The sequence below is a fragment of the Streptomyces prasinopilosus genome (assembly GCF_001419695.1).
GTDB classification, from domain to species: Bacteria; Actinomycetota; Actinomycetes; order Streptomycetales; family Streptomycetaceae; genus Streptomyces; species Streptomyces prasinopilosus.
In genome coordinates this window covers 1-1,241 of record NZ_LIRG01001002.1, presented here as the reverse complement: position 1 = coordinate 1,241, position 1,241 = coordinate 1, and the positions used below count along the sequence as shown (strand labels likewise).

Genomic DNA, 1,241 nt, shown 5'->3' with positions numbered 1-1,241 from the left:
CGGGCGCGGCCTCCGCCAGGGTCTTGGCCAGCCGGTCCGGGGAGTCGGCGGCCAGGTCGACGCGCAGACCCGGGCCGGCCCCCGTGGACGAGCGGCCGGCCTCGGGCAGGTGGGTGTCCGGCAGGCCGCGCAGGTGTGCGACCACATGGCGGCCCAGGTAGCCGGTGCGGCCCAGGACGAGGATGCGCATGGACGTTCAGGCTCCCTTGAGCAGCATGGACTTGCGGGTGGTGAATTCCGCGTTGGCCCGGTCGTAGTCGTCCGGGCGCCCGATGTCCAGCCAGTAGCCGTCGAACTCGTAGGAGTGCGGCGGGCGCCGGGCGGCGAGGAGGTCCAGGACGAGTTCGTCGAAGCCCAGCGGGAGGCCGGGCGTGTAGTCCTCGAGCGTCGAGCGGGAGAGCCCGTAGACCCCCATGGAGACGTGGTAGTCCATGCTGGGCTTCTCGGTGAAGGCGACCACCCTGCTCTCCCGCGTGGTCAGCACGCCGAAGTCGATGTGGACCTTGCGGGCGTAGGTCGCGATGGTGAGCGGGGCGCCGGACTCCCGGTGCCGGTTCAGGACGTCGGCGTAGTCGAGGTCGGTCAGGACGTCGCCGTTCATCACCAGGAACGTCTCGGGCAGCCGCTCGCGCAGCGTGAGCAGGGGGCCCATGGTGCCCAGCGGGTTCTCCTCGGTGGCGTAGTCGATCTCCATGCCCCACTGGGAGCCGTCGCCGACGTAGGCGCGGATGATCTCGCCGAGGTGGCCGATGGCGATGGTGCAGTGGGTGAAGCCGGACGTGGCGAGCTGGCGCAGCACGATCTCCAGGATGGCGTGCTGGTCGCCGATGGGGACGAGCGGCTTGGGGAGGGCCGTGGTGTAGGGCCGCAGCCGGACGCCCTTGCCACCTGCCAGTATCACTGCGTGCATGGGGCTTCTCCTTCGGATCCTTCGTGTTCCCCGGGGACGTGCTGGACGCGGAGCGGTGGTGCGGGTCGGACGGGAGGGGTCAGACGTTGTAGATGCCGGTCTTGTAGCGGGCCAGGTGGGCCGGGTCGCGGAAGAACTCCACGGTCCGGGCGAGTCCCTGCTCCAGCGTGTGGGCGGGCTTCCAGCCGGTGGCGGCGGCGAGCCGGGTGGCGTCGGCGACCAGCCGCATCACCTCGGAGTTGGCGGGCCGCAGCCGGGCGGTGTCCTCCCGTACGTCGAGAGCGGTGTCCATGACCTCGTCGCGCTGCTCGGCGAGGTCATGGACACCGCT

1 protein-coding gene and 2 pseudogenes are annotated in these 1,241 nt (G+C 71.0%); all 3 read right to left on the bottom strand.

What is annotated here, in order from left to right; genetic code table 11:
- A pseudogene (locus AOK18_RS29555) lies at positions 1-190 on the bottom strand (NAD-dependent epimerase/dehydratase family protein); the annotation flags it as partial.
- Between the two features lie 6 nt (positions 191-196).
- Positions 197-910 (bottom strand): nucleotidyltransferase family protein, encoded by a 714-nt coding sequence (locus AOK18_RS29550; RefSeq protein ID WP_055575136.1) that lies wholly within the window; start codon positions 908-910, stop codon positions 197-199.
- Between the two features lie 79 nt (positions 911-989).
- Positions 990-1,241 (bottom strand): annotated as a pseudogene (locus AOK18_RS29545) (NAD-dependent dehydratase); the annotation flags it as partial.

Excerpts from the sequence above, each read along its gene's own strand:
- AOK18_RS29550 (WP_055575136.1), bottom strand. The coding sequence starts at position 910 with ATGCACGCAGTGATACTGGCAGGTGGCAAGGGCGTCCGGCTGCGGCCC.